Here is a 24,624-nt window from a genome sequence, read left to right on the forward strand (position 1 = left end):
GGGAGCGGCCCGGACACCGCCGTTCCGCCCGGTCACCGATCCCGGAGAGAGGCCATGAGCAGCGATGAGCACCCCACCGAGCCCACCCCGCGAGGCGACGGCGCGCTGGTCCTGGTGACCGGCGCCACCGGGTACATCGGCGGCCGCCTCGCCCCCGCCCTGCTGGACGCCGGCTACCGGGTCCGCGCCCTGGCCCGTACCCCGGGGAAGCTGCGGGACCTGACCTGGGCCGAGCGTGCCGAGGTGGTCCAGGGCGACGTCACCGACGCCGACTCGGTGCGCGAGGCGATGCGCGGCGTCGAGGTGGCGTACTACCTGGTCCACGCCCTCGGCACCGGCTCGGACTTCGAGCGCACCGACCGCGAGGCGGCCCGGATCTTCGCCCGCGAGGCCCGCGCGGCCGGGGTCCGCCACATCGTCTACCTCGGCGGCCTCACCCCCGAGGGCGTCCCCGAGAGCAGGCTCTCGCCGCACCTGCGCTCCCGTGCCGAGGTCGGCCGCATCCTGCTCGACTCCGGCGTGCCCGCCACCGTGCTGCGCGCCGCCGTGGTGCTGGGCTCCGGCTCCGCCTCCTTCGAGATGCTCCGCTACCTCACCGAGCGGCTGCCGCTGATGATCACCCCGAGCTGGGTCAACACCCGGATGCAGCCGGTCGCCGTCCGCGACGTCCTCGCCTACCTGGCCGGCGCCGCCGCCATGCCCGCCGACGTCAACCGCACCTTCGACATCGGCGGCCCCGACATCCTCACCTACCGCGAACTGATGCAGCGGTACGCCGCCGTCGCCAAGCTGCCCCGCCGCCTGATCCTGCCCGTCCCCGTCCTCACCCCGCGCCTCTCCAGCCACTGGGTCGGCCTGGTCACCCCCGTACCGGCCGCCATCGCCCGCCCGCTGGCCGAGTCGCTCCGCCACGAGGTGGTCTGCCGAGAGCACGACATCGCCGCGTACGTCCCCGACGCCCCGGGCCGGCCCATCGGCGTGGACCAGGCCCTCGCGCTGGCGCTGCGCCGTGTCCAGGACGCCCAGGTCGCCACCCGCTGGTCCTCGGCCTCGGTCCCCGGCGCTCCCAGCGACCCGCTCCCCACCGACCCGGAATGGTCCGGCGGCAGCCTCTACGAGAACCGGCGCGAGCGCCTCGTCGACGCCTCACCCGAAGCGCTGTGGCGGGTCGTCGAGGGCATCGGTGGGGAGCACGGCTGGTACTCCTTCCCGCTCGCCTGGGCCGTGCGCGGCCGCCTGGACCGGCTGGTCGGCGGGGTCGGCCTGCGGCGCGGGCGGCGCGACGCCCAGCACCTGCGGGTGGGGGAGTCGCTGGACTTCTGGCGGGTCGAGGAGATCGAGCCGGGCCGCCTGCTGCGGCTGCGCGCCGAGATGCGGCTGCCGGGCCTGGCCTGGCTGGAGATGACCGTCGACCGTGACGACGCCGGACGCACCCGCTACCGCCAGCGCGCCGTCTTCCTGCCGCGCGGCCTGCTCGGCCAGGCGTACTGGTGGTCCATCTCCCCCTTCCACGCGGTGGTCTTCGGCGGCATGGCCCGCAACATCGCGCTGACCGCCGCCCGCGAACAGACCGCCGACGAGGAGGCCGGGGCCGCCTCCGGAGCGCCCGGAGACTCCGACGACACCGTCTCGCGGCCCACCCCCTGAACCGCGCGCCCCGCCCCGCACGCCGTACCTAAGCAACCCCGGAAAGAGCACCATGACGGTCTCCGTCGTCCGCTTCACCTCCGATCTGCGGCTGCACGACCAGCCCGCGCTACGGGCCGCGCTCGACGCGACCGACGCCGTGGTGCCGCTCTTCGTCCAGGACGACGCCGTCACGGACGCCGGGTCCGCGGCGCCCAACCGGCGCGCCTTCCTCGCCGACTGCCTCACCGACCTGGACCGCTCGCTCCGGGAGCGCGGCGGGCGGCTCGTGATCCGCTCCGGCGACCTGGTCGAAGAGGTCTGCCGGGTCGTCACCGAGGCCGACGCCGAGGAGGTCCATCTGGCGGCGGGCGTCAGCGCCTTCGCCCGGCGCCGGGAGGAGCGGCTGCGAGAGGCCCTGGAGGCCGAGGGGCGGCGCCTCCTCGTCCACGAGGGCGTCATCACCGCCCTGCCGCCCGGCGCGGCCACCCCCGCCTCCTCGGGCCACTTCGCGGTCTTCACGCCGTACTGCCGCTCGGCACCGTGAAGAGCCACGCCCGGCGCGCCCTGCACCGGCTGCGGGTGAGCCTGGAGCGCGCCGAGGCTCGGTGAGGGCGGGTGGCGCCGGGGCGGCCGGTACGCCCGCCGCCCCGTACCCGGGGGAGCGGCGGGCGGTGGGGCGTTACGCGGCGGAGGTGTCGAGCGCGGCCAGGGCCTGCGCCCAGCGGGCGTACTTCAGCCCGGCCAGGTCGGAGACGGTCCGGACGCCGAACGCCTCCTGGAGGAGTTCACCGTCCCGGTCCGAGACGCCCTTCAGCGCGGAGACCGGCGCCGCGAGGATTTCCGGCAGACTCTTCTCCGCCCACGCCTTGTCCAGCACCTTGTCCAGATCGATCGAAGCCACAGCTGTCCTTTCAGGAACATGCGAATCGGTGATCCGGGCGGCCGCCCCCGCGTTCTCTACACGCATGTAGAACGCTAGTCGCGAAGATCTTCCCGTGGGGCCCGACCTGGCACATCTCGCCAGGGAGTGTCCGAAAGTGCCTGCCAAGGGGCGGACGGCCCGGGACCGGCGCGCTAACCGGCGCCCCACCCGCCGCCGGTCCGCCGTCCGCCTCCGCCCTCCTCCTGTTCCGGGTCCTCCTCCGGGTCCTGCGCCCACCCGGCACGGGAGGCGCCCGGCGCGAGGGTGTCGACCACCTCGGCCAGTTCCTGGCAGGCGTTCTCGATCCGCTCGCGGATGTGGCGGCGTTCGGTCACCAGGGAGGAGAGGAGGAGGCCGGTCAGGGCCACCGAAACGTTGAACGCCTGGAGGTTGACCATGACCTCGCCCATCTCCCGCCCGGCGAACGGCCCCTGCTGGCGGGTGGCCGCCGTCACCGCCAGGACCGAGACGATCAGGGCGGCGGGCGCGCTGCCGGTCAGTTCGAACCGCAGCCCGGCCCAGATCAGCAGCGGGAAGACGAGGAAGAGCAGGTCGAGCGGGCTGTAGATGGCCACCCAGGTGAGCGTGGCGGTCACCGCGAACAGCCCCAGCAGTTCGAGCCAGCCCAGCGCGTCGCGGGGCAGCCGGGGCCGGATCAGCACCACCAGCAGCGGCACCACGACGAGCACACCGAGCGCGTCCCCGGCCCACCAGGCGGCCCACACCGACCAGGCGTTGGCCGAGAGGATCTTGTCGGTGGCCAGCAGGGTGCCGGTGCCGACGGCGGCGCTCACCGTCATCCCGCCGAGCGCCCCGAGGAAGACCAGGGCGAGCCCGTCCCGCAGCCGCTCCAGCGACGGCCGGAAGCCGACCAGCCGCAGCAGGTACCAGGAGGCGAGCGGGGCGAGGGTGTTGCCCACCGCTGTCAGCAGCGAGTATCCGGAGACGGGGCTGATGGTGGAGGTCACCGCCAGCATGCCGAGCGTGATGCCCGGGGCGATGCGCGGACCGAAGGCGAAGAGCGCGGCGACGGCCACTCCGGAGGGCAGCCACAGCGGCGTCACCGTCGCCCCCTCCACCGCCACCTGGCGCAGCAGGCCGAGTCGGCCCGCGCCGTAGTAGGCGAGGGCGACGGCGAGAATCAGGGTCACCAGGCGCAGGACGCGTACGGGCAGTTCCGTCTGCCGCCCCTCTCGTTCCGGGTCGACCCCGGCGGTGCGCCGCAACTGCTCCAGCGAGAGGCCCGGCCGCCAGGCCCCGGCCCCCTCCGGGGAGGCGCTGTCGGGCGGGGCCGGCCGTACGGTGACGCCCGCCGGGGCGGCCTCCTCCGGTGGCGCCGGTCGGTGGGCGCCGGGGGTGGGGCCCGCCCGGTCGGCGTCGCGGCGGCGGGTCGTCCGCCACCAGCGGCGCGGGGTGTCGGGGCCGGGGCTCACGGGCGTACGCCTCCCGTGGCGAGGCCGCCGTGGGAGAGGGCCAGGACCGCCGCGTCGTCCAGGTGACCGGTCCGGCCCGCGACCCGCATCACGCGGTCGGCGAGCTGGCCTGGGTCGAGGCCGACCCCGGCGGTCACCAGCTGGGTGACGCGGGCGAGGCCCTCCTCGATCGAGAAGGACGGCCCCTCCACGACGCCGTCGGTCAGCAGGACGTACGCCCCGGGGCGGGTCCAGCGGCGGCGGGTGACGGGGTAGCGCTCGCCGGAGATGATGCCGAGCGGGAGGCCGCCCACGTCCTCGGCGACGCCGCCCCGGCCGTCGGCGGCCGCCCAGACCGCGCCGACGTGCCCGGCCCGCGCGCTGTACAGCTCCTTGGTGGCCGGGTCGAAGCGCAGGAACGAGCAGGTGGCGAAGAGCGGGCCCTCCACGGAGACCAGCAGGTCGTTGACGCGGCCGAGGATCTCGCCGGGGTCGCTGACCGCGCTGGCCACCGCCCGCAGCGCCATCCGGACCTGCCCCATGAAGGCGGCGGCCTCCACGTCGTGGCCCTGGACGTCGCCGATGGAGAAGCCGAGGGTGCCGTCGCCGAGCTCGAAGCCGTCGTACCAGTCGCCGCCGATGTCGAGACCGTCGCGGGCCGGCGCGTACCGGGCGGCCGCCCGCAACCCCGGGACCTGCGGCAGCCGGGCCGGCAGCATCTCCCGCTGGAGCGCCTCGGCCAGCTCCACCCGGGCCTGCTGCACCTCCACGCGTTCCCGCGCCACCGCGGTGAGCCGCCCCAGCCGGGTCAGCAGGGCGTCCGCGCTCTCCTCGCGCGGGGGGCGTTGCCCGTTCATCGGCCGCTCCCGGGTCCGTCGGGTCGGCCGGGGTCGTGATCGAGACACCCGTCCGCAGAAAACCTCACATCATCCTATTTTGCCCCGCTTTATCCCGCTTGGCGGGCGCGCCGAGCGGCGGCCCCGCCGTACGCCGCTCGAAGCAGCGGAAAGCGCCCCCGCCGAGACGCGTGGAACACGTCTCGGCGGGGGCGCTGAGGAGGGCTTCCTCCGGGCTTCCGACGCTTCGGCTCACATGTTGATCATGTGTCCCGCCAGGCCGTGCACCGCTTCCTTCACGGCCTCGCCGAGGGTCGGGTGGGCGTGGACGTTGCGCGCCACCTCGTGGACCGTCAGGTCCCACTGCTGGGCCAGCGTCAGTTCCGGCAGCAGCTCGGTGACGTCCGGGCCGATCAGGTGGCCGCCGATCAGCTCGCCGTGCGTGCCGTCGCTGATCAGTTTGACGAAGCCGCCGGTGTCGCCGAGCCCGTGCGCCTTGCCGTTGGCCATGAAGGGGAACTTCGCCACCTGGACGTCGTACCCCAGCTCCCGGGCCTGGGCCTCGGTGTAGCCGAAGCTGGCGATCTGCGGCTGGCAGTAGGTGGCCCGCGGGATCATCGCGTAGTCCAGCTCCATCGTCTCCGCGTCGGCGATCGTCTCGGCCGCGATGACGCCCATCGCCTCGGCGGTGTGCGCCAGCATCAGCTTGGCGGTGACGTCGCCGATGGCGAAGATGTGCGGCACGTTGGTCCGGCAGCGGCCGTCGATGTCGATGGCGCCCCGCTCGGTCAGCGCGACGCCGGTGTTCTCCAGGCCGTAGCCCTCCACCCGCGGCTGGAAGCCGATGGCCTGGAGGACCTTGTCGGCCTCCAGCACCTGCTGCTGCCCGTCCTTGCTGACCGTCACCCGGACCTTGGGCCCGGAGTCCTCGATCGACTCCACCCGGGTGGAGGTCAGCACCTGGACGCCGAGCTTCTTGTACCGGCGCGCCAGCTCCTTGGAGACCTCGACGTCCTCGTTGGGCACCATCCGGTCCAGGAACTCGACGATCGTCACCTGCACGCCGTAGTTGTGCATGACGTAGGCGAACTCGACGCCGATCGCGCCCGCACCGGCGATGACGATGGACTCGGGCAGATCACGCGTCATGATCTGCTCCTCGTACGTCACCACCCGCTCGCTCAGTTCGGTGCCCGGCAGCAGCTTGGTGGTGGCACCGGCGGCGATGACGCAGTGGTCGAAGGTGACCGTCTGGCTGCCGTCGGGGCCGTCGACCCGGAGCGTGTGGTCGTCGGTGAAGGTGCCCCGGCCGTCCAGCTCCGTGATCTTGTTCTTCTTCATCAGGTAGTGGACGCCCTTGACCCGGCCGTCCGCCACCGTGCGGCTGCGCTCGAAGGCGGGTCCGTACTCGAAGGTGACCTCACCGTCGATGCGGATGCCGAACGTCTTCGCCTCGTTGTTCACCAGATGGGCGAGCTCCGCGTTGCGCAGCAGCGCCTTCGAGGGGATGCAGCCCACGTTCAGGCAGACGCCTCCCCAGTACTTCTCCTCGATCACCGCCACCCGCAGCCCGAGCTGCGAAGCACGGATCGCCGCCACGTACCCGCCGGGGCCAGCGCCCAGCACCACCACGTCGAAGTGTGTACTCATGGTCACAGCCTCGCTCTTCACGCCCCCAAAGCAAAACGGAGCCCTGTCCGCCGCCGGACCCCGTGCCACCCCGCCACCGGCACGGGGGACTACCGGCCAAGCGCCCGGCTGCCTACGGTGGTCTCACGGCGGACCGTACGGCCCGCCCCGGCCGGTCGCGGCCGGAGGGAACGCAGGGGGAGAAGAACGTGGACGCCGAACTCGCCGCGCTCGCCGCCAGTGGAGCCAGCTCCCTGGTCGGCCTGATGGTCTCCGACGCCTGGTCGGCCACGCGCGAGAGGGTCGCCCGCCTCCTCGCCCGCGGCGGCGACGAGGACCGGGTCACCGCCGAACTCACCGCCGCCCGCGCCGAGCTCGCCGAGGCCGACCGGACCGGGGACGAGGAGCACCGGGCCGACGTCCAGGAGGAGTGGCAGCTCCGGCTGCGCCGCCTGCTGCGCGCCGACCCCGAGGCCGCCACCGAACTGCGCCGCCTGATCGACGAGATCGCCCCCGCCGAGGGCGCCGGTCCCACCTTCCAGGTCACCAACACCATCAGCGGCGGCACCCAGCAGGGCATCGTCATCCAGACCGGTCACCTGGGCGGCCTCTCCTCCGGCGACGTTCCCCCGCGGGGCCGCCCCTGGGGCGGGCATCGCTGACACGCCCGGCCGCCGGCTCCGGCACGGCTGACACGGGAGGCGGGCGCTCGCACCGGGTGGCCCGCCGTCGATCCCGGGCGCGCGCACGCCTCTGGTCGCGTACGCCTGGCCGCCGTACGCCTGGCGTCGGACGGACGCGAGCCCCGAGCGTCGGCCTGCCCGGAAACGCGTGCCCGGGGCTCACGTCACCGCATCCCGCCGAAGGCGGGGATGCTCCGTCCGGAGGCGCCCGTCCCACCCCCGGCGTGCGCCCTCGCCCCGCCCGGCCGACGATGACCGCATGGACACCGAGCCGACCGGCAGGGCCGTCGAGGCCGCCACCGTCGCCAACCTGCGCGACCTCGGCGGCATCCCCCTGCCCGGCGCCGGCGCCGGACGGTCGGTGCGCCCCGGCGCGCTGCTGCGCTCCGCCGACCTGGCGCGCCACGACCCGCACACCGACCCGGTGCTGACCGGGCGCGGCGTCCAGGTCGTCTTCGACCTGCGCACCACCGGCGAACGCGAGGCCGCCCCCGACGTGCTGCCACCCGGCGCCCGCCCCTTCGTCGGCGACGTCCTCGGCAGCCACCCGGGCGTGGCCCCGGCACGCCTCGGCGAACTCCTCGCCGACCCGGTCCTCGCCGAGCAGGAGCTGGGCGGCGGCCGGGCGGAGCAGCGGTTCCGCGACGCCTACCGGCGGATGGTCCTCTCGCCCGGCGCGTGCAGCGCCTACGCCGCCCTCGTCCAGACCGCGGCCGACAGCGGCACCCACCCGCTCCTCTTCCACTGCACGGCGGGCAAGGACCGCACCGGCTGGGGCGCCGCCGTCCTGCTCCTGCTGCTCGGCGCGGACCATGACGCCGTACGCCGCGAGTACCTCGCCGTCAACGACGCGGTCCGCGCCCAGTACGCGCCGTTGGTCCGCCGGTTCACCGACCGGGGCGGCGACCCGGAGATCGCCGCCGTCCTCACCGAGGTCCGCCCGGCCTACCTGGACGCCGCCTTCGAGGCGCTCGCCGAACGCTGGGGCGACCTGGAGAGGTACGCCCGCGAGGCCCTGCGCGTCGAGGCCGCGCTGGACCGGCTGCGGGCGGAACTCGCCGTCTGAGCGGGCCGGACGGTGGTGCCGTCCGGTCAGCCCTCGCCGCGTTCGGCCCGGCGCGCGGCCTCGCGGGCCCGTGAGCGCCGCCGGATCACGACGATCAGGTCGACAAGGGCGATCAGGGTGAGGACGCCGAAGACGGCGGCGAGCACGGTCAGCGAGGTGCCGCTCGGACTGTCGGTCTCCGAGGAGCCGGCGGCCCAGATCGAGACCAGCACGGTCACCGCCGCGAAGAGGGGTACGGCGACGCTGGAGATCACCAGGCGCAGGCCGAGCGCGCTCCGCGCGAGGACGGGTTCGGTTCCGGTGCGGCCACCGGTGGGTCCGGGCTGGCCCGGCGGGTGCTGGGTCACGCGTATCCACCTCCCGTGGACGGGTCTCCCCGTACAGCACGGTGTACAGGGCGTCCCCTCCACGCTAGCGCCGGTGGGCGTAACGGGCAGGGTCTGCGGGTGCGGGCCCCGGCTCATCGGCGGAGCATGGCTGGGGGCGGGTATCGCCCGCGCCCACCCGGCCCACCCTCCGGAGGTACTCCCATGACCGCGCACACCACTCTCGACGAGATCTTCGCCGCGCTGGACGCCGTCGACTTCCCGGCCGGGAAGGAGGCGCTCCTGGAGACGGCCCAGCGGGCCGGGGCGTCCGGGGAGGTGGTCAGGGCGCTCCAGGAGATCCCCGCCGAGGAGTACGGCTCCCGCGAGGACATCGCCCGCTCGGTCCGGCTCGACCCCGACTCGGACATCCCGCGCACCGCCGGCGAGAAGGGCGAGCAGGCCCGCCAGGGCGGCAAGCCCGGCCTCTCGCAGCACCTCCGGGACGTCCCGAAGCCGCCGGTGGACGAGGAACTGGAGCGCTGAGCGCTCCGCGCGTACCCAGCCGGAGACACGCCGTCCGGTACACCCCCGCGATCTCGGGCAGGCGTCCGGTGAGCGGCCCGACGGGCGGGGCTGACGCCCCGGGACCATCCGGGCCGCCGACGAACCACTCAGCGAAAGGACGCCCCCAATGGCCGCGCCGAAAGTCTCGGACCACATCCTCCAGCGCCTGCGCGAATGGGACGTGGAGTACGTCTTCTCCTACCCGGGGGACGGCATCAACGGACTCCTCGCCGCCTGGGGGAGGGCGGACGACCGGCCGAGGTTCATCCAGGCGCGGCACGAGGAGATGGCGGCCTTCGAGGCCGTCGGCTACGCGAAGTTCTCCGGCCGGGTCGGCGTCTGCGCCGCGACCTCGGGGCCCGGCGCCATCCACCTGCTCAACGGCCTGTACGACGCCAAGCTGGACCACGTCCCGGTGGTGGCCATCGTCGGCCAGACCAACCGCAGCGCCATGGGCGGCTCGTACCAGCAGGAGGTGGACCTCCAGAGCCTGTACAAGGACGTCGCCTCCGACTTCTGCGAGACGGTGACCGTCCCCGAGCAGCTCCCCAACGTCCTGGACCGGGCCATCCGCACCGCCGTCGGCCGCCGCACCGTCACGGCGGTGATCGTCCCGGCCGACGTCCAGGAACTGGAGTACTCGCCGCCCACCCACGCGTTCAAGATGGTCCCCTCCAGTCTCGGGACCTCCTACGCCGCGCCCGTCCCCGCCGAGGAGGAGCTGCGTCGCGCCGCCGAGATCCTCGACGCGGGGGAGAAGGTCGCCGTCCTGGTGGGCCAGGGCGCGCGCGGCGCCGCCGACGAGGTGCGGCAGCTCGCCGACCACCTGGGCGCCGGCGTCGCCAAGGCCCTGCTCGGCAAGGACGTCCTCCCCGACGACCTGCCCTGGGTCACCGGGTCCATCGGGCTGCTCGGCACCCGGCCGTCCTGGGAGCTCATGCAGGACTGCGACACCCTGCTGGTGGTCGGCTCCAGCTTCCCGTACAGCCAGTTCCTCCCCGAGTACGGGCAGGCCCGAGCCGTCCAGATCGACCTGGACCCGCACATGGTCGGGATGCGCTACCCCTTCGAAGCCAACCTGGTGGGCGACGCCGCCGCCACCCTGCGCCGCCTGCTGCCGCTGCTGAAACCGAAGAAGCACGGGAAGTGGCGGGCGGAGATCGAGGCCGGGACCGCCCGCTGGTGGGAGGTGATGGAGCGCCGCGCCGCGCTGGAGGCCGACCCGCTCAACCCGGAGTACGTCGTCCACGCCCTCGACGCCCAACTGCCCGGCGACGCCCTGGTCACCGCCGACTCCGGCTCCGCCGCCAACTGGTACGCGCGGCATCTGCGGATGCGCGACGACATGCGGGGCTCGCTCTCCGGGACCCTGGCGACGATGGGCTGCGGCGTGCCGTACGGCATCGGGGCGAAGTTCGCCCACCCCGGCCGCCCGGTCATCGCCCTCGTCGGCGACGGCGCCATGCAGATGAACGGCCTCGCCGAACTCATCACCGCCGCCAAGTACTACGAGGAGTGGTCCGACCCGCGCCTGGTCGTGGCGGTGCTCAACAACGGGGACCTCAACCAGGTCACCTGGGAGATGCGCTCCATGACCGGCGCCCCGCAGTTCGAGCAGTCGCAGCACATCCCGGACATCCCCTACGCGGAGGTGGCCGCCTCCTTCGGCCTCGGCGGGGTGCGCGTGGAGCGGCCCGACGAGGTGGAACGCGCCTGGAGCAGGGCGCTGGCGGCCGACCGACCCTTCGTCCTCGACTTCCGCACCGACCCGGCCGTCCCGCCCATCCCGCCGCACGCCACCTGGGAGCAGGCCGAGGCCACCGCCGCCGCGCTCCTCAAGGGCGACAGCGACCGGGCCGACGTCGTCAAGCGGGGCATCAAGGCGAAGGCCGCGGAGTTCCTGCCGGGGGTGGGCAAGGGCCCGAAGAAGTGACAGCGGGGGCGGTGCGCGGAGGGGGACGGCCCTCCCGCACACCGCCCCGGCTCGTCCGACCGGCCCGCCAAAAGGTGCGAGGCGGGCGAGGACCGACAGGATGGTGGGAGACGCGGCCGGTCCGGGGCCACCGGCGAGAAGGCGGCTCGCGGACCGGGGGCGTCGGCAGCCCGCCTCCTGAGTCCTCGTGACCTGGCACCCCGGAGCCCACCGATGACGACCACCACCCCGCGGCGCTTCACGGACGAGCCGGACCCCCGACGCGCGGCCGACGCCTTCCGCCGGCTGCGCGCGCTGCCCGAGGGGGAGGAGAAGCAGCGCCTGCGCGGGGCGCTCCTGGAGGCCTGGCTGCCGATGGCGCGCCGCCTGGCCTCCCGCTACCGGGAACGCGGGGAGCAGTACGAGGACCTCTGCCAGGTGGCCGCCCTGGGCCTGGTGAAGGCGATCGACCGTTACGACCCGGACCGGGCGGGAGCCTTCGAGAGCTTCGCCGTCCCCACGGTGCGCGGGGAGATCAAACGCCACTTCCGCGACAACACCTGGGGCCTGCACGTGCCGCGCCGCGTCCAGGAGCTGCGCAGCGTCGTCCGTGCCGCGCTGCAGGCCCTCGCGCCCGTCACCGCGCCCCGGGCGCCCACCGTCGAGGAACTGGCGGCGCACACCGCCTTGCCCGGCGAGGACGTCCGGCGGGGCCTGGAGGCCGTCCACAGTTACCGGCCCGTCTCCCTGGAGGCGCTGCTGAACCCCCACACGCCGTTCGCGGTGGGCGACCGGCAGGGGGCCGTCGAGCCGGGGTTCGCCCTGGTGGAGGACCGGGAGGCGGTGCGCCGGGCCCTCGCCGCGCTGCCCGAGCGCGAGAAGCGCATCCTGTACCTGCGGTTCTTCCGCTCCATGACGCAGGGCTCCATCGGGGCGGAGCTGGGCCTCTCCCAGATGCACGTCTCCCGTCTCCTCAACCAGACCTGCGCCTGGGTACGCAGCCAGGTGGAGGACGACCCGGCCGCCGCTCCCGCCGCGGACCCGGAGCAGGAGTCAGCCGACGTACCGCCGTGATCCGCCCGCGCGCTGGGCCTTCTCCAGGGCCCAGAGCCGGGCCTCCAGCGCGGCGGGCACCGGGTCCCGGAGCCGCAGCACCCAGGGGAGTCCGGCCAGTGCCCGGCGGAAGGCGGTCACCGAGGCGCCGTCCCGGGGCACGGTGCGCACCAGGTGGGCGGTGCGGCGCAGCGCGGGCCACAGCGGGCGGCGCAGCCAGGTGAACCACAGGGTGTTGCGCAGGCCGACGATCCGCCGTGCCCGGGGGTCCCGGAGCGCCGAGGGGGCGTGGTGGATGGTGAGTCGGGGCGCGTAACTCAGCCACCAGCCGCGGCGCTGGAGATCGGTGGCGAGCAGTTCCTCCTCCCCGCCGAGCCACAGCGCCGGATGGAAGCCGCCCGCCTGCCGGAAGGCGTCGGTGCGCAGGACGGTGGCGGCGGCCAGGAAGGAGCCGAGGGCGGGGCCGGGCAGCCACGGGGGCCCGGCGAGGGGCGAGTCGCGCAGCTCGGCCACGACCGGGTCCTCCTCGCCGGAGGGCTCGACCAGGATCCGTGCGGTGACCGCGGCCAGTTCCGGCCGGGCGTCCAGCAGGTCGGCGGCGGTGCGCAGGGAACCCGGCTCCCACCAGCTGTCGTCGTCGCAGAAGGCCACGTACGGCGTGCGGACGCGGCCGACGGCGAGGTTGCGGCCGACGGCGCCCAGATTGCTCTTGGCCCGCAGCAGGGTCATCTCCGGGAACTCGGCGGCCACCGCGTCGGCCGTGCCGTCCGAGGAGGCGTTGTCCACGACCAGAACCGGAGGCCGCTCCGGCAGGTCACGCAGGAGCCGCAGGGTGCGCAGGAGTTCCTGGCGGCGGTCGTGGGTGATGACGACCACGCTGACCCGGTCGTCGGGCCGGACGAGGCCGGCCTCGGCGGGCCCGGAGTGCTCGGTCATGTCTGCTCCACAGGGCGAGGGGACGGCGGGACTCTTCGTACGGAGCGGACGGCCTCCTCGACCACCGGCGGCAGCGGCCTGCGGTGCCGCAACGCCCGTGGGAGCCGGAGCAGGGCCCCGCCGAGCGCACCGCGCGCCGCCGCGTCACCGCCGAGCGCGTCGGCCACCAGCCGGCGGGTGCTTGCGAACGCCACCGGCAGCGGCCTGCGCAGCCACTCGGTGAGCAGTTCGTTCCGCCGTACCAGGGCGGTACGTCCGGGCCGTACCGCGCCGTCCGGCCGGTGCCGGGCCACCACGGACGGGTCGTGGACGACACCCCAGCCGAGCGCGGTGAGGTCGTAGGCGAGCAGGGTCTCCTCGGCGCCGAAGAAGAGCACCGGGTGGTAGCCGCCGGCGTCGAGGAAGGCCGACCGGCGCACCACGGCCGCGCATCCGAGGAAGCCCAGCACGGGAACGCCGGGGAGGTCCGCGGCACGCGGCAGCGGCGAGGCGGCCAGGACCGCGTTGAGCGGGTCCTCCCCGGCGTCGTCGCCGACCAGGGTGCGAGCGGCGAGGAGCCCCAGTCGCGGGTGGTCCTGGAGGAGGTCGGCCGCCCGGCGCAGGGCACCCGGCTCCCACCAGGAGTCGTCGTCGCTGAACGCCACGTACGGCGTCACCGCCTGCCGGACCGCCAGGTTGCGGCCGAGCGCCCCGGTGTTGCGGCGCGGGCGCAGGACGTGGGCGCCGACGGGGTGCCGCCGAAGGAGCGCGGTGGTACGCGGGTCCGACCCGTTGTCGACGACCAGCACCGGGGGGCGTTCGGGCAGCCGGGCCAGCCGGTCCAGCGTGTGCAGGGCGCTGCCGGGCCGGTCCCGGGTGATGACGGCGACGGTGGTCCGCCCGTCGGGCCGGCCGCCACGGAGCTCATCGGACACGGCCGCGCCCCTCCCCGCCCGGCGCGGGTGCCGCAGCCGTCGCGGCCTCGGCCTCCGGGAGGCGGTTGCGGGCCGCGGTCAGCACCTCGTCCACGGTGATCCGCAGGAGCTGCGGGTCGGGGACGGTTCCGTGCGGGTCGCCGGGCGGACCGGTGTGCCACAGGGCGGCGTGGAGCCGCTTCGGCGGCGGCCCCCACGCGCTGGGAGGCACCGGGCCGAAGAGGGTGACCGAGGGAACGGCGTGCGCCGCGGCGAGGTGGGCCGGACCCGTGTCGCCGCTGATCACCAGCCGGGCGGAGGCGATCAGGGCCGACAGCCTCGCGAAGGGCAGCCCGCCCGTGAAGAGGTCCGGCGCACCGATCCCCGCGGCCCCCGCCACGGCGCCCACCAGGGCGTCCTCGCCCGGCCCGCCGGTGAGGACCACCCGGTGGCCCCGGCGGACCAGCGCGGCGGCCACGTCGGCGTACCGCTCGGCGGGCCAGCACCGTGCGACGGCGTCGGCACCGGGATGCACCACCACCGCGCCCGGCGCGGGCGACGGCACGCGCGGCGGCGCCAGCAGCAGGTCGCCGCTGTCCGCCGGGACGCCGTGCGCCCGCAGCAGCCGGCACCAGCGCTCCCGCTCGTGCTCCCAGGGACGCGGCCGCAGGGCCGCCGTCCCGTCCTGCGGGCGCGCGTAGGCCAGCAGCCGCCCCGGGTCCAGGGCGGCCAGCGCGTCGCGGCTGAGCCCGCCGGTGCCGTGCAGGTCGACGGCGACCTCCGGGGGCGGACCGGGCCAGTGGCGCAGGTCCGGCACGCCGCGCCGCGGGGCGGCCGCGGGGAACAGGGAGTCGACCGCGCCGGTCGCCGCGGCCGCGTCCCGCAGCGCCGCCGGGGCGGCGAGGACGGTCCGGTGGTCCGGGAAGGCCCGGCGCAGCGCGCGCAGCGCGGGCACACCGGCGAGCAGGTCGCCCAGCCCCAGGGCCCGGAGCACGAGCACGGTCGGCCGCCCGGCCTGACGGGCGCTCACGCCGTGCCCTTTGGAGCGGGTGCGGCCGGGCGGGCCGCCCGTTCCGCCAGGGTGGTGGTGGAACGGCCGTCCAGGTAGGGCAGGAGGAGCACCTGGCCGCCCCAGCTCTCCACCAGCCGGGTCTCCGGCAGCGCCGACCGGGCGTAGTCGCCGCCCTTGGCCCAGATGTGCGGCCGCAGGTCGCGCAGCAGCCTTTCGGGGGTGTCCTCGTCGAAGACGGCGACGGCGTCGACGCACTCCAGGGCGTTGAGGACACGCATCCGGTCGGCCGCCTCGACCAGCGGCCGTCCGGGCCCCTTGCGGCGGCGGACGGAGGCGTCGGAGTTGAGGCAGACGATGAGGCAGTCGCCGGTGCGGCGGGCGGCCTCCAGGAGCGCCACGTGCCCGGCGTGCAGCAGGTCGAAGCAGCCGCCCGCGGCCACCACCGTGCCGCCCCGGGCGCGTACCCGCTCGGCCAGTTCACGCGCGCCTGGCGCGGCGGTGCCCGGGGCGTCGCGCTCCTCGTCGGCGAGGACCGCGGCGGCGCCGCCCTCGGCCACGTAGCGGGTGGCGGCCGCCACGGCGGCACGGACCGCCTCTTCCGGCAGGGCCTCGTCCGCCAGCAGACCGGCGGCCGTCGCCGCGAACCGGTCGCCCGCTCCGCAGGCGTCGCCGTGCGCGGCCCCCGCCGCCGGGACGAGCAGCGGGGTCTCGCCGTAGGTCAGCAGCGCTCCCCGCTCGCCGAGGGTGACCGCGACCGCGGCGGCCCCCCACTCCGCCAGCAGCAGGGCCGCGTCCCGGGCGGCCCGCTCCAGAGCCCCGGAGCCGGGCGGAGCGGCGTCCCGCGCCGGACCGGCGGCGAGGCGGCGGGCGAAGCCCGAGGCCTCCGCCGCGGACGGTGTCACCAACCGGGTACCGGGGACGGGCGGGCCCCCTCGCGGATGCGGGTCCCAGACGACCGAGGCGCGCGCCGCCGCCTGCTCCAGCTCGGGCCTGAGGACATCGGCGGCACCCCGCCCGTAGTCCGCGACGAGCAGCCCCCGGGCGGCCCGTACCGCCGAGCGGGCCTCCTCGGTGGCCTCGCGGGCCCGGCCGTCGCCCTCGTCGAGGCGGAGCAGCGGCCGGTCCGCCCCCAGCACCCGTGTCTTGCGGGGAAGGGTGCCGGAGAGCGGCAGTTCGACCAGCCGCACCGACCCCGCGAGCAGCTCGCGGACCGCCCGCGCCGACGCGTCGTCACCCAGGGCCGTGACGAGGGTGACCTCCCGGCCGTCCCGTGCGGCGAGCCAGGCGGCGAGCGCCGCGCCTCCCGGCCGCCGCACGGAGCGGGCCCCGCTGACCACCGGGACCGGCGCGTCGGGCGCCAGCCGTTCCACGTGTCCGCGCACGTCCTCGTCGAGCAGCGCGTCCCCGACCACGACCAGGGGGGTGCGGGCCGTCATCCGCCTGCCTCCGTCCCGGCGAGACCGGTGCCCGGTGCCTCCACCACCGCGGCGGGGCCCGGCGGGCCCCCCACCGACCGGTCGAAGGACTCGCAGAGCATGTGGACCGCCACCAGGTGCAGTTCCTGGACGGTGGCCGAGACGGGCGCGTCCACGCAGAGCGCCTCGTCGCAGGCGGCCTCCAGCGGATTGGGGGCCGGACCGGTCAGCGCCCACACGGCCATGCCGGCGCCCCTCGCCTGCTCGGCGGCGGCGAGGAGGTTGGCGCTGGCCCCGCTGGTGGAGAGGAGCATCAACACGTCACCGGCCCTGCCGTGCGCCCTGACCTGCCGCGCGAAGACCTCCTGGACGCCGTAGTCGTTGGCGATGGCCGTCGTCGAGGAGGTGTCGGCGTGGAGGGCCAGCGCCGAGTAGGCGGGCCGGTCGTCGCGGTAGCGGCCGACCAGTTCCGCGGTGAGGTGCTGCGCCTGCGCCGCGCTGCCTCCGTTCCCGGCCACGAGCAGCCGAGCCCCGCCGCCGAGGGCCTGGGCGAGCGTGGTGCCCCAGCGGTGGATCAGCGGGGCCGAGCGGCGGAACGCGGCCAGTGCCGTGAGGAGTTCGTCGCAGTGCCGGTCGTCGGTCCCGACCGTGCGGGGGGTGCGGGGATATGAGTCGATACCCGGTTTCATCGAGCTGCCTCCGAGAGCGGGGGAGCCGTGACGGCTCCTTCGTACACCCGGGCGACACCGTCGGCCACCCGGTCCCAGGTGTAGTGGTCCAGTGCGCGGCGCCGGCCCGCCGCGCCGTACCGCGCCAGGCGGTCGGGGTCGTCCAGCAGGTCGCGGACGACCCGGACGAGGAACCGGTCGCCGTCCGGCCCGGGGCCGTCCGGCCGGCCCGGCACGTGCGCCCCGGTGACCTGGTCGACGACCGTGTCGAGCTGGCCGCCGACGGCCGTGGCGACCACCGGCGCACCGCAGGACATCGCCTCGATCGGGACGATGCCGAACGGTTCGTACTGCGGGAGTGACAGCACCAGGTCGGCCCGGGAGAGCAGGGCGGGCATGCCGGCGTGGGGCACGGCGCCGAGCAGGGTCACCCGGTCCGACACCTCGCACTCCGCGGCGATCTTCCGCAGCCGCTCGGCCTCCGGGTCGGCGAAGAGCAGGGAAGCGTCGGGGCCGCCCGCGATGAGCAGGTGGGCGTCCGGCAGGTGCCGCAACGCCCGCACGGCCCGGTCGAAGCCCTTGCGGGGGACCAGCCTGCCGACGGCCAGCAGGGTGCGGGGGGAGCCCTGGCCGGACTGCCGCGCGGCGGCGACCGGCGAGAAGTGGTCGGTGTCGACGCCACAGGGCACCACGGTCACCCGGTGCGGCGGCACCCCCATCGCCAGCAGTTCGCGGACCTCGTCGGCGCAGGTGGCGAGGACGGTCCGGCACAGCCGTCCGAGTTCGGCCTCCACCGCGATCCGCTCGGGCGGACTGGTGTCGGCCGGCCCTTGGTGGCGCCGCTTGACGGTGCCCAGCGCGTGGTACGTCAGCACGACCGGCAGCCCCAGCCCGCGGGCCCCCGCCAGCGCCGCCGCGCCGGACATCCAGAAATGGGCGTGCACCACGTCGGGCGGGCGGGCCGTCCACTCCTTCGCCAGGCGTTCCCCGAAGGTTGCCATGTACGGCAGCAGCTCGTCCTTGGGCACCTGGGTGGGCGGGCCCGCCGCGACGTGCTCGACGGTGAAACCTTCCGCCGAGACCCGGGGTGGCAGTCTGGCGTCGTCCCGCCGGGTGTAGACGGTGACCTCGTGGCCCTGGCGGGCGAGTTGTCCGGCGAGACGCGCCACGTAGACGTTCTGGCCGCCCGCGTCCGCCCCGCCGAGCGCGGCCAGCGGGCTGGCGTGCTCCGAGACCATGGCGATACGCCGCGGAGTCCTTCGGGGGTGCCTCATCGCGCGACCTCTTTCATGAGCCGGTCCCAGTCGTCGAGGAACCGCCGGATCCCGTAGCGGTCGAGCGCCGCCGCCCGCGCCGCCGCGCCCGCCGCCCGTGCCAGGTCGTGGTCGGCCAGCAGTCCGCGTACCGCGTCGCGGAGGACCTCGGGCCGGTTGGAGACGGCTCCCGCCTCCTGGGGGACGGCGTCGCGCGCCTCGGTGGTGTCCAGGGCGACCACCGGCATGCCGAGGAACATCGCCTCCAGGAGCGACAGCCCGAGCGACGTCCACCGGACGGGGTGCAGGTACAGCCGGCGGCGGGCCATCGCCGCGTGCAGTTCGGCCTGCGGGAGATCCTGGGTGCGGCACCGGTCGGCGTTCAGGCCGAGGTGGGCGGCGAGCCCCTCGGTCCGCATCCCGAAGACGTCCAGCGGAACCGTCTCGGCCAACGCCGGCAGCAGGTCCGTCCCGGTGGTACGGCCGCGGCGCACCGGCTCGTTCACGACGACCGCGGCCCGCTCGACCTCGCCGCTCCACAGCGGGCCGGGGTCGATGATCCCGTGCTCCACCACGGTGGTCGGGGCCCGGCCGCAGTCCCACATGAGGCGGTTGAAATGGGTGACGTGGACCACGGGGATGTCCGACCGCCCGGCCAGCGGATGCCGCGTGCGCTCCGGCGACCCGTCCGGAGCGTTGTGCTCCACGTACACGGCGGGCACGTCGCGGCCGGGCGCCCGCCCGGTCCACCGCTCCGCCAGCTCCACCTCGTGCGGGCGCTGAAGCACCATCAGGTCGATCTGCTCGGCCCGCAGCCGCTCCGGGGCGACCTCGCGGACGCCGGCGGGCCACTCCCAGGTCCGCGCCCGCCCCCGCCCGTCGGGGCCCCGGTCGGGCAGGACCGGGACGAGGTAGCTGTGGGATCCCTGGACGAACGAGGTCGACCAGGACCCGTGCACGTGCCAGATCAAGATGTTCATTCCGCCTCCTTCAGGAGCTTCTGCACGGACCGCACGACATCGGCCGCGGTGACCTGCTCCAGACACGGGTGGCCGGGCACCGGGCAGTCCCGTGCGCGGGTCCCCGCGCACGGCGCCCCTTGGTCGCCCAGCAGCACGGCCGGAACCTTGTACGGCCCCCAGCGGTCCGCGGGGACGACGGGGGCGAACAGCGAGACGACGGGCGTCCCCACGGCGGCGGCCAGATGGGCCGGCCCGGTGTTGCCGCAGACGACGGCCTCGGCCCCGCGCAGCACCCCGGCCAGGACGCGGGGAGCCGTCCTGCCTCCCAGGTCCACCGCGACGCCCCCGCTGACGTACCGGGTCAGCCGCCGCTCGTCCTCCCCGCCGGTCACGACCACCCGGTGCCCCGCGTCGGCCAGCAGCGCCACGGCCTCGGCGCACCGCTCCGCGCTCCACCTCCTGGCGGGGACGCTGGCGCCCGGATGGACCACGACGTACGGCCCGTTCCCCGTGAGGGGGACGGTGTCCGGCGCGGGGGTCACCCGCAGCGCGCCGTCGTCGCCCGGGGGCAACGCGAAACCCATCGCCGCGGCGGTGTCCAGGGCGGCCTCGGCCTCGTGCCGCCCCGGCAGCCTGCGGTGCCGGACGTCCAGCAGGCTGCCGGGGTGGTCGGTGCTCTCCGCGCCGACGCGGCCGACGCCGGCCAGTCGCAGCAGCAGCGCGGTCGGCAGCGGGCTCTGGTGGAAGGAGGTGAGGACCAGCGCCGTGTCGTACCCGCCCGCGCGCAGCCGCTCCGTCATCGCGTGCACGGCCGCGGGGTCCACCGCCGGCGGACGCGCGCCCTCCCACGGCGCCTCCCACACCAGGACCTCGTCGACCCCCGGCAGGAGCCGGGCGGCCGGCTCGCCCCGGGGGCCGCACCAGAAGGTCACCTGATCGGCTCCGGCCGCCACCGCCCGTACGGCGGGACCGGCCAGGAGGACGTCACCGAAACTGTCGAGCCGCGCCACGAGCGCCTTCATCGGCTTCCCCCTTCCGGCCGCCCCTGCCGGGCCGGCACCCGCTGCGGCCGGGAGCCGTCGAGCAGTCCGCGGACGGCGGTCAGCAGGTCGGGGGCGGTGTGCGGGGCCGCCGTGACCTCCTCGGCCAGCGTCCGGGCGGTCGGCACCAGGACACCGCGCGCGCCCGCCGCCCGCGCGGCGTCCACGTCCGCCCCGATGTCCCCGACCACCGCGCACCGCTCCGCCGCCACGCCCAGCCGGCGCGCCGCCAGCAGGACCAGTCCGGGGGCCGGCTTGCGGCAGGCACACCCCTCGTCGGGCGCGTGCGGGCAGAACACCCACACGTCGAGCCCGCCGAGCAGCGCGTCGGCGCGCCGGTTGACGCGGCGCACGTCGGCCGCGGTGAGCAGGCCGCGCCCCACCCCGGACTGGTTGCTGACGACCCCGGTCGCCACCCCGTGCTCCCGGAGCAGCCGCACCGCCTCCCGGGCGCCGGGCATGAGCCGCACCAGGGCCGGGTCGGCGTTGTAGGGGACGTCCACGACGAGGGTGTCGTCCCGGTCGAAGAGGACGGCCTCCAACGGTGCCGCCGCCCGTCCGGCTTCACCCGGCCGGCGCTCGGCGGGGGGCGTCACGCTCCACCCCGCCAGGGCCGGGCGCCGCGATGGCGGAGGAGTCCGGCGAGCCGGTGGCCGACGGCCAGGGGCGGGATCAGCACGCTGGTGGCAGCCATGGTGGTGATCTCCTCGGCCGTCCACGGCCCGCCGCGCAGCCGGGCCGCGGCGAACTCCGCCGTGCCCAGCGCCCACAGCGAGGCCGCCACCGCGGCCGGCCGCCGGCGGCCGGCGGCGAGGCAGAGGGACGCGGTGAGGGCGGCGGTGGTGACGAGGAGGTGCCCGGGGAACCTGCCTTTCGGCGCCCGGGCCCGGGCCCACCAGTCGCGGCCGTGCAGCCGCGTCATCAGCACGTCGTCGGCGTTGCCGCGCTGAGCCCGTACGGAGACCCAGCGGTCGGCGGGCCGTACCGGGTGCCGGGTGGTCCGCGCGCCCCGGCGCAGCTCCCAGCCGGCCGCCCTCACGCGGAGCGCGAGGTCGGCGTCCTCCCGGAACGCCCGGCGGAACCGTTCGTCGAACCCGCCCACCGCACGCAGCGCCTCGGCCCGGTAGGCCATGTCGGCGGTGGCCCAGGAGGCGTCGGCGAGGCCCGCCGTCCCGCGCTCCCAGTCGGTGGGCGGCCGGTTCTCGGGCAGCGGAACCACCAGCCGCCCCTGGACCCCGCCGGTCAGCGGTGGGGCCGCCGCGAGGTCCGCCCCGAGCCGTCGCCGCCAGTCCAGGTCCACCCGGACGTCGTCGTCGAGGAAGACGACCCACGGGGCGCCGGCCTCCCGCAGACCGGCGTTGCGGGCCGCGGCGGGGCCGCGGCCGCGGGTGGCCAGCACCCGCGTCCGGTCGCGGAGGGCGCCGGCGGCGGCGAGCGGCAGGTCACCCGGCTCCGGCCGGTCGTCGACGACGACCACCTCCAGCGGAGGCGGCCCTTCCGAGGTCGCCAGCGCCGCCAGGCAGTCGGCCAGGCAGGCCCTGCCGATCGTCGGCACGACGACGGTGTACGCGGGGGCGTCCGGCGGACGGGCGCCGCCGTCGCCCTGCACGTCGAGGGGATCGGCCACGCTCATCCGAAGAACCTCCCCCTGCGCACCGCGAACGGGCCCAGCGCCAGCAGGTCGACCGGGGCCGAGCCGAAGCACTCCAGGGCGTCGCGGGGGTCGTCGACCATGGGGCGGCCCGCGGTGTTCAGGCTGGTGTTCACCACGACCGGCAGCCCCGTTCGCTCCTCGAACGCGGCGAGCATCCGCGCCACCAAAGGCTCCTCGCGGGCGTCCACGGTCTGGACGCGGGCGGTGCCGTCGACGTGCACGACCGCCGGCACGCGCTCCCGCCACTCCTCGGCCACGTCGTGGACGAAGAGCATGAACGGGCTGGGCAGCGGACCGCCGGAGAAGATCTCCGCCGCCCGCTCGGCCAGCACCATCGGAGCCACCGGCCGGAACTCCTCCCGGCCCTTCACGGCGTTGAGCCGCTCCAGATTGGCGGCCCGGCCGGGATGGGCGAGGAGCGAGCGGTGGCCGAGTGCGCGGGGCCCGAACTCGGACCGGCCCTGGAACCAGGCCACCACACCGTCCCGGGCCAGCTCCTCGGCGACCACCGCCGCGATGTCCTCCGGCTCCTCGTAGGGGACGGCCGCGGTCTCCAGCCACTCCCTCAGCTCCTCGTCGCTCCACCCGCGGCCCAGCGCCGGCGTCGGCATCGGGCCCACCGGCTCCTTCTCCCGGGCCACGTGCAGCGCCGCACCGAGCGCGGTCCCCGCGTCCCCGGCCGCCGGCTGCACCCAGATGTCGCGGAAGGGGGACTCGCGGTACAGCCGGGTGTTGGCCACGCAGTTCAGCGCGACGCCCCCGGCGAAGGTCAGCGCCTCCTCGCCGGTCTGCTCGTGCAGCCACCGGGCCAGCCCCAGCAGGGTCTCCTCCAGGCACAGCTGGGCGCTTGCGGCCAGATCGGCGTGGTCCTGCGTCCACGGCTCACCCGGACCGCGCCGGGGGGTGAACTCCCGCCAGGGCACGGGACGGGCCCGGAAGCGGCCGCCGTCCTCGGCGTGCGCGTAGGCCCGGAGGCGGTCGGCGAAGCGCGGGGTGCCGTAGGAGGCGAGGGCCATCACCTTGAACTCGTCGCTGCTGCGCAGGAAGCCCAGGTGCTCGGTCAGGTCCTCGTAGAAGAGCCCGACCGAGTCCGGCAGGTCCTGGGTGGCGAGGACGGTCAGTTCCCGGTCCCGGTAGTGCCCGGCGAGGTGTGCGCCGCACTCGCCCCGGCCGTCCAGGACCAGCACCGCACTGTCCCGGTGGGGGCCGGCCATGCCGGCCGACGCGGCGTGCGCCATGTGGTGGGGGACGAACCGGACCTTCTCGGGGGCGAGCCCGGGGAGTGCCTCGGCGAGGAAGCCGGGGGCCTGCCGGGCGTAGTCCTGGCGCAGCCAGTCCCAGGGGTCGTCCAGGCCGAGTTCGTCCGCCGGGGCGGAGAGCCCGGGGTCGTAGGAGTAGGCCACCGCGTCCAGGTCGGCCGGGGTGAGACCGGCCTGTTCGAGGCACCAGCGGGCGGACAGCTCCGGGAGCTCCCATGCGGAGAAGGGCAGCGGGCGCTTGCCGTGCTTGCGGCGGCTGAAGCGCTCCTCCTCGGCCGCGGCCACCACCCGGCCGTCGACGACCAGGGCGGAGGCGGGGTCGTGGAAGAGTGCGTTGACTCCGAGAATGCGCATGAGAACTCCAACGTGACGACGTGAGCGGGGCGGGCGGTCCGCGTGGTCAGGTGCCGCGCCGGTCGATGAGAGCGGCGGTGTCGCCGCCGGGAGGCCCCGCGTAGTGGGCGATCGTGCGCTTGAGTCCTTCCTCCCAGCCGACCACCGGTTCCCAACCGAGGAGTTCACGGGCGAGTGCCGTGTCGGGCCTTCTCCGCTCGGGGTCGTCCACCGGCCGGTCGACGAAGGTGAGGGAGGAGCGGGAGCCGGTGAGTTCCACGATCTTCTCGGCGATCTTCCGCACCGTCACCTCGTCGCTCCCGCCGATGTTCACCGGGCGTACCGAGCGGCTCCCGGCCACCAGCAGCACGCCGTCGATGGTGTCCTCGACGAAGCACAGTGACCGGGTCTGGCTGCCGTCCCCCGCCACGGTGACCGGCTCGCCGGCCAGCGCCTGACGGACGAAGGTCGGCACGGCACGGCCGTCGTGGGTACGCATCCGGGGGCCGTAGGTGTTGAAGATCCGCACGATGCCCGCGTCGGTGCCGCGCACCGCCGCGTGCGCGGTCACCAGGGCCTCGGCGAAGCGCTTCGACTCGTCGTACACACTGCGCGGGCCGACCGGGTTGACGTTGCCCCAGTAGTCCTCGCGCTGCGGGTGGACCAGAGGGTCGCCGTACACCTCGGAGGTCGAGGCGAGCAGGAACCGCGCGCCGTCCCGCTCGGCGAGGGCCAGGGCGTGGCGCGTACCGCTGCTGCCCGCGTCCAGGGTCTCCAACGGATGCCGCAGGTAGTCGACGGGGGAGGCCGGGCAGGCGAAGTGCAGGACCAGGTCGTAGGGGCCGGGGAGCTCCTCGGCGCACCGCGGGGAGGCCAGGTCGCACTCGACGAACCGGAAGCCCGGGCGCCCGGCCAGGTGGGCGACGTTGCCGACGTCGCCCGAGAGCAGGTTGTCGGCGCAGTCGACCTCGGCGCCCGAGTCGAGCAGCCGTTCGCACAGGTGCGAGCCGAGGAATCCGGCGCCGCCGGTCACCAGGGCGCGCCGCCAGTCGCTGCGCGTGAGCTTCGGTGACATGTCCGTCCTTCTTTCGCACGAGAGAGGGAGAGGGAGGGAGGGGTAGGCAGGAGGGGCGGGCCGCCTCGCGGGAGCGGTGACCGCGGCATCCGCACCGGGTGCCCGTACAG

23 protein-coding genes and 1 pseudogene are annotated in these 24,624 nt (G+C 75.6%); 7 read left to right on the forward strand and 17 right to left on the reverse strand.

The window, feature by feature from the left end; all coding sequences use genetic code 11:
• The first annotated feature begins 54 nt into the window (after nt 1–54).
• Both ACFWMZ_RS04190 and ACFWMZ_RS04195 read left to right on the forward strand, forming a co-directional pair.
• Nucleotides 55–1,647, forward strand: coding sequence for an SDR family oxidoreductase (locus ACFWMZ_RS04190; protein WP_383199450.1), 1,593 nt, complete (start codon nt 55–57; stop codon nt 1,645–1,647).
• Nucleotides 1,648–1,699: 52 nt separating this feature from the next.
• A pseudogene (locus tag ACFWMZ_RS04195) lies at nt 1,700–2,161 on the forward strand (deoxyribodipyrimidine photo-lyase); the annotation flags it as partial.
• A 147-nt stretch (nt 2,162–2,308) separates the two neighbouring features.
• Here the strand turns inward: ACFWMZ_RS04195 and ACFWMZ_RS04200 are convergent.
• The 4 genes from ACFWMZ_RS04200 to lpdA all read right to left on the reverse strand — a co-directional run bounded on the left by ACFWMZ_RS04200 (nt 2,309) and on the right by lpdA (nt 6,449).
• Entirely contained in the window at nt 2,309–2,530 is a 222-nt protein-coding gene (locus ACFWMZ_RS04200; protein ID WP_383179862.1) for a hypothetical protein, read from the reverse strand.
• A gap of 173 nt (nt 2,531–2,703) precedes the next feature.
• Nucleotides 2,704–3,984, reverse strand: a complete 1,281-nt coding sequence (locus tag ACFWMZ_RS04205; protein WP_383199452.1) for an MASE1 domain-containing protein — start codon at nt 3,982–3,984, stop codon at nt 2,704–2,706.
• Complete coding sequence (locus ACFWMZ_RS04210) at nt 3,981–4,820, reverse strand: PP2C family protein-serine/threonine phosphatase (RefSeq protein WP_383179856.1); 840 nt, start codon at nt 4,818–4,820, stop codon at nt 3,981–3,983. The genes ACFWMZ_RS04205 and ACFWMZ_RS04210 overlap by 4 nt, the downstream gene beginning before the upstream one ends.
• 231 nt (nt 4,821–5,051) lie before the next feature.
• On the reverse strand, nt 5,052–6,449 hold the full coding sequence (gene lpdA, locus ACFWMZ_RS04215) for a dihydrolipoyl dehydrogenase (protein ID WP_383179853.1): 1,398 nt from the start codon (nt 6,447–6,449) through the stop codon (nt 5,052–5,054).
• A gap of 188 nt (nt 6,450–6,637) precedes the next feature.
• Here lpdA and ACFWMZ_RS04220 point away from each other — a divergent pair, with 188 nt between their 5' ends.
• Entirely contained in the window at nt 6,638–7,090 is a 453-nt protein-coding gene (locus ACFWMZ_RS04220) for a hypothetical protein (RefSeq protein WP_383179851.1), read from the forward strand.
• Between the two features lie 280 nt (nt 7,091–7,370).
• Nucleotides 7,371–8,177 carry a tyrosine-protein phosphatase gene (locus ACFWMZ_RS04225; protein ID WP_383199454.1) on the forward strand — a complete coding sequence of 269 codons (807 nt, stop codon included), beginning with the start codon at nt 7,371–7,373 and terminating at the stop codon, nt 8,175–8,177.
• A 26-nt stretch (nt 8,178–8,203) separates the two neighbouring features.
• Here the strand turns inward: ACFWMZ_RS04225 and ACFWMZ_RS04230 are convergent, their stop codons facing one another.
• Nucleotides 8,204–8,524, reverse strand: coding sequence for a DUF6343 family protein (locus tag ACFWMZ_RS04230; protein ID WP_383179845.1), 321 nt, complete (start codon nt 8,522–8,524; stop codon nt 8,204–8,206).
• A gap of 183 nt (nt 8,525–8,707) precedes the next feature.
• Between ACFWMZ_RS04230 and ACFWMZ_RS04235 the strand changes: the two genes are divergently transcribed.
• From ACFWMZ_RS04235 to ACFWMZ_RS04245, 3 genes are all read left to right on the forward strand, one after another.
• Nucleotides 8,708–9,028, forward strand: coding sequence for a DUF2795 domain-containing protein (locus ACFWMZ_RS04235; RefSeq protein ID WP_383199456.1), 321 nt, complete (start codon nt 8,708–8,710; stop codon nt 9,026–9,028).
• A 148-nt stretch (nt 9,029–9,176) separates the two neighbouring features.
• The gene (locus tag ACFWMZ_RS04240) at nt 9,177–10,982 is read left to right on the forward strand and encodes a thiamine pyrophosphate-requiring protein (protein WP_383179839.1); all 1,806 of its coding nucleotides are present in this window, start codon (nt 9,177–9,179) and stop codon (nt 10,980–10,982) included.
• A 213-nt stretch (nt 10,983–11,195) separates the two neighbouring features.
• On the forward strand, nt 11,196–12,035 hold the full coding sequence (locus ACFWMZ_RS04245) for a SigB/SigF/SigG family RNA polymerase sigma factor (RefSeq protein WP_383179836.1): 840 nt from the start codon (nt 11,196–11,198) through the stop codon (nt 12,033–12,035).
• Here ACFWMZ_RS04245 and ACFWMZ_RS04250 read toward each other — a convergent pair.
• The 12 genes from ACFWMZ_RS04250 to ACFWMZ_RS04305 are packed head-to-tail and all read right to left on the reverse strand — an operon-like array spanning nt 12,015 to nt 24,514.
• Nucleotides 12,015–12,950 carry a glycosyltransferase family 2 protein gene (locus ACFWMZ_RS04250; RefSeq protein ID WP_383179833.1) on the reverse strand — a complete coding sequence of 312 codons (936 nt, stop codon included), beginning with the start codon at nt 12,948–12,950 and terminating at the stop codon, nt 12,015–12,017. The genes ACFWMZ_RS04245 and ACFWMZ_RS04250 overlap by 21 nt on opposite strands.
• On the reverse strand, nt 12,947–13,864 hold the full coding sequence (locus ACFWMZ_RS04255; protein ID WP_383179831.1) for a glycosyltransferase family 2 protein: 918 nt from the start codon (nt 13,862–13,864) through the stop codon (nt 12,947–12,949). Before ACFWMZ_RS04255 ends, ACFWMZ_RS04250 begins: the two co-directional genes overlap by 4 nt.
• Nucleotides 13,854–14,873, reverse strand: coding sequence for a glycosyltransferase family 9 protein (locus ACFWMZ_RS04260; RefSeq protein WP_383179828.1), 1,020 nt, complete (start codon nt 14,871–14,873; stop codon nt 13,854–13,856). The genes ACFWMZ_RS04255 and ACFWMZ_RS04260 overlap by 11 nt, the downstream gene beginning before the upstream one ends.
• Nucleotides 14,870–16,291: a D-glycero-beta-D-manno-heptose 1-phosphate adenylyltransferase gene (gene rfaE2, locus ACFWMZ_RS04265; RefSeq protein WP_383179826.1), complete on the reverse strand. Its 1,422-nt coding sequence runs from the start codon at nt 16,289–16,291 to the stop codon at nt 14,870–14,872. The genes ACFWMZ_RS04260 and rfaE2 overlap by 4 nt, the downstream gene beginning before the upstream one ends.
• On the reverse strand, nt 16,288–16,959 hold the full coding sequence (locus tag ACFWMZ_RS04270) for an SIS domain-containing protein (protein WP_383179824.1): 672 nt from the start codon (nt 16,957–16,959) through the stop codon (nt 16,288–16,290). Before ACFWMZ_RS04270 ends, rfaE2 begins: the two co-directional genes overlap by 4 nt.
• On the reverse strand, nt 16,956–18,212 hold the full coding sequence (locus ACFWMZ_RS04275; protein ID WP_383179820.1) for a glycosyltransferase: 1,257 nt from the start codon (nt 18,210–18,212) through the stop codon (nt 16,956–16,958). The genes ACFWMZ_RS04270 and ACFWMZ_RS04275 overlap by 4 nt, the downstream gene beginning before the upstream one ends.
• A complete protein-coding gene (locus ACFWMZ_RS04280; RefSeq protein ID WP_383179817.1) occupies nt 18,209–19,171 on the reverse strand; it encodes a glycosyltransferase in 963 nt (320 codons plus the stop codon). The genes ACFWMZ_RS04275 and ACFWMZ_RS04280 overlap by 4 nt, the downstream gene beginning before the upstream one ends.
• Nucleotides 19,168–20,175: a glycosyltransferase family 9 protein gene (locus ACFWMZ_RS04285; RefSeq protein ID WP_383179814.1), complete on the reverse strand. Its 1,008-nt coding sequence runs from the start codon at nt 20,173–20,175 to the stop codon at nt 19,168–19,170. Before ACFWMZ_RS04285 ends, ACFWMZ_RS04280 begins: the two co-directional genes overlap by 4 nt.
• On the reverse strand, nt 20,172–20,789 hold the full coding sequence (locus tag ACFWMZ_RS04290) for a D-glycero-alpha-D-manno-heptose-1,7-bisphosphate 7-phosphatase (RefSeq protein WP_383179810.1): 618 nt from the start codon (nt 20,787–20,789) through the stop codon (nt 20,172–20,174). The genes ACFWMZ_RS04285 and ACFWMZ_RS04290 overlap by 4 nt, the downstream gene beginning before the upstream one ends.
• The gene (locus tag ACFWMZ_RS04295) at nt 20,786–21,826 is read right to left on the reverse strand and encodes a glycosyltransferase family 2 protein (RefSeq protein WP_383179807.1); all 1,041 of its coding nucleotides are present in this window, start codon (nt 21,824–21,826) and stop codon (nt 20,786–20,788) included. Before ACFWMZ_RS04295 ends, ACFWMZ_RS04290 begins: the two co-directional genes overlap by 4 nt.
• Nucleotides 21,823–23,460, reverse strand: a complete 1,638-nt coding sequence (locus ACFWMZ_RS04300) for a carbamoyltransferase (protein WP_383179804.1) — start codon at nt 23,458–23,460, stop codon at nt 21,823–21,825. The genes ACFWMZ_RS04295 and ACFWMZ_RS04300 overlap by 4 nt, the downstream gene beginning before the upstream one ends.
• A gap of 46 nt (nt 23,461–23,506) precedes the next feature.
• Nucleotides 23,507–24,514, reverse strand: coding sequence for an NAD-dependent epimerase/dehydratase family protein (locus ACFWMZ_RS04305; protein WP_383179801.1), 1,008 nt, complete (start codon nt 24,512–24,514; stop codon nt 23,507–23,509).
• Nucleotides 24,515–24,624 lie beyond the last annotated feature (110 nt).

It is taken from the genome of Streptomyces sp. NPDC058373 (assembly GCF_042723275.1).
Classification (GTDB): domain Bacteria; phylum Actinomycetota; class Actinomycetes; order Streptomycetales; family Streptomycetaceae; genus Streptomyces.

Coding starts and splice junctions, on each gene's coding strand:
- ACFWMZ_RS04300 (WP_383179804.1), bottom strand. CDS start 23,460: ATGCGCATTCTCGGAGTCAACGCACTCTTCCACGACCCCGCCTCCGCC.
- ACFWMZ_RS04285 (WP_383179814.1), bottom strand. CDS start 20,175: ATGAAGGCGCTCGTGGCGCGGCTCGACAGTTTCGGTGACGTCCTCCTG.
- ACFWMZ_RS04275 (WP_383179820.1), bottom strand. CDS start 18,212: ATGAGGCACCCCCGAAGGACTCCGCGGCGTATCGCCATGGTCTCGGAG.
- ACFWMZ_RS04225 (WP_383199454.1), top strand. CDS start 7,371: ATGGACACCGAGCCGACCGGCAGGGCCGTCGAGGCCGCCACCGTCGCC.
- ACFWMZ_RS04295 (WP_383179807.1), bottom strand. CDS start 21,826: ATGAGCGTGGCCGATCCCCTCGACGTGCAGGGCGACGGCGGCGCCCGT.
- ACFWMZ_RS04190 (WP_383199450.1), top strand. CDS start 55: ATGAGCAGCGATGAGCACCCCACCGAGCCCACCCCGCGAGGCGACGGC.
- ACFWMZ_RS04305 (WP_383179801.1), bottom strand. CDS start 24,514: ATGTCACCGAAGCTCACGCGCAGCGACTGGCGGCGCGCCCTGGTGACC.
- ACFWMZ_RS04250 (WP_383179833.1), bottom strand. CDS start 12,950: ATGACCGAGCACTCCGGGCCCGCCGAGGCCGGCCTCGTCCGGCCCGAC.
- ACFWMZ_RS04280 (WP_383179817.1), bottom strand. CDS start 19,171: ATGAACATCTTGATCTGGCACGTGCACGGGTCCTGGTCGACCTCGTTC.
- ACFWMZ_RS04235 (WP_383199456.1), top strand. CDS start 8,708: ATGACCGCGCACACCACTCTCGACGAGATCTTCGCCGCGCTGGACGCC.
- ACFWMZ_RS04245 (WP_383179836.1), top strand. CDS start 11,196: ATGACGACCACCACCCCGCGGCGCTTCACGGACGAGCCGGACCCCCGA.
- ACFWMZ_RS04270 (WP_383179824.1), bottom strand. CDS start 16,959: ATGAAACCGGGTATCGACTCATATCCCCGCACCCCCCGCACGGTCGGG.
- lpdA (WP_383179853.1), bottom strand. CDS start 6,449: ATGAGTACACACTTCGACGTGGTGGTGCTGGGCGCTGGCCCCGGCGGG.
- ACFWMZ_RS04240 (WP_383179839.1), top strand. CDS start 9,177: ATGGCCGCGCCGAAAGTCTCGGACCACATCCTCCAGCGCCTGCGCGAA.
- rfaE2 (WP_383179826.1), bottom strand. CDS start 16,291: ATGACGGCCCGCACCCCCCTGGTCGTGGTCGGGGACGCGCTGCTCGAC.
- ACFWMZ_RS04210 (WP_383179856.1), bottom strand. CDS start 4,820: ATGAACGGGCAACGCCCCCCGCGCGAGGAGAGCGCGGACGCCCTGCTG.